Annotated in this window: 1 protein-coding gene; it reads left to right on the top strand. The window is 59.8% G+C overall.

Translation table 11 applies throughout. The features are described from left to right. On the top strand, positions 1-517 hold a 517-nt coding region (locus R2A130_RS17130; RefSeq protein WP_009465470.1), incomplete at both ends, for an Ig-like domain-containing protein.

Raw genomic sequence — 517 nt, 5'->3', positions numbered from 1 at the left:
CCCGATGTTCTGAGCGTTACCGGCTTTACGATTGGTTCTTCCCCCACGGTTTACGCCCCGGTTGGTGCCGGTGGCGGAGCGGTGACGATCCCGGGTGTTGGTCTTGTGTCGATCTCGACGGACGGCACATGGTCGTTTGCACCTGATGCCGACTACAACACGGACCTTTCTGCCGGCGGCAGTGTGTTCCCGACGATCACCTATACGGTGGAAGACGGAGCGGGTTCGAGCGACACGGCCACGCTGATCGTGACGGTGACGCCGACGAACGACGCTCCTGCCGCCACAGATGATGCAGTTACCACCAACGAAGACAGCCCGGTCTCCGGTGCGGTCATTCTGAACGATATTGATGGCGATGTTCTGACGGCCAGCCTAGCAACAGCCCCGAGCAACGGCACAGTGATCGTCAACACGGACGGGACGTATACCTACACACCTGCTGCTGACTTCAACGGCACGGATACGTTCACGATCTCCGTCGATGACGGCAACGGTGGTATAGATACGGCTACCG

This window comes from Ahrensia sp. R2A130 (assembly GCF_000179775.1).
Lineage (GTDB): Bacteria > Pseudomonadota > Alphaproteobacteria > Rhizobiales > Rhizobiaceae > Pseudahrensia.
The sequence above is the reverse complement of the archived record's forward strand: the minus strand, read 5'-3'. Positions and strand labels throughout refer to the sequence as shown.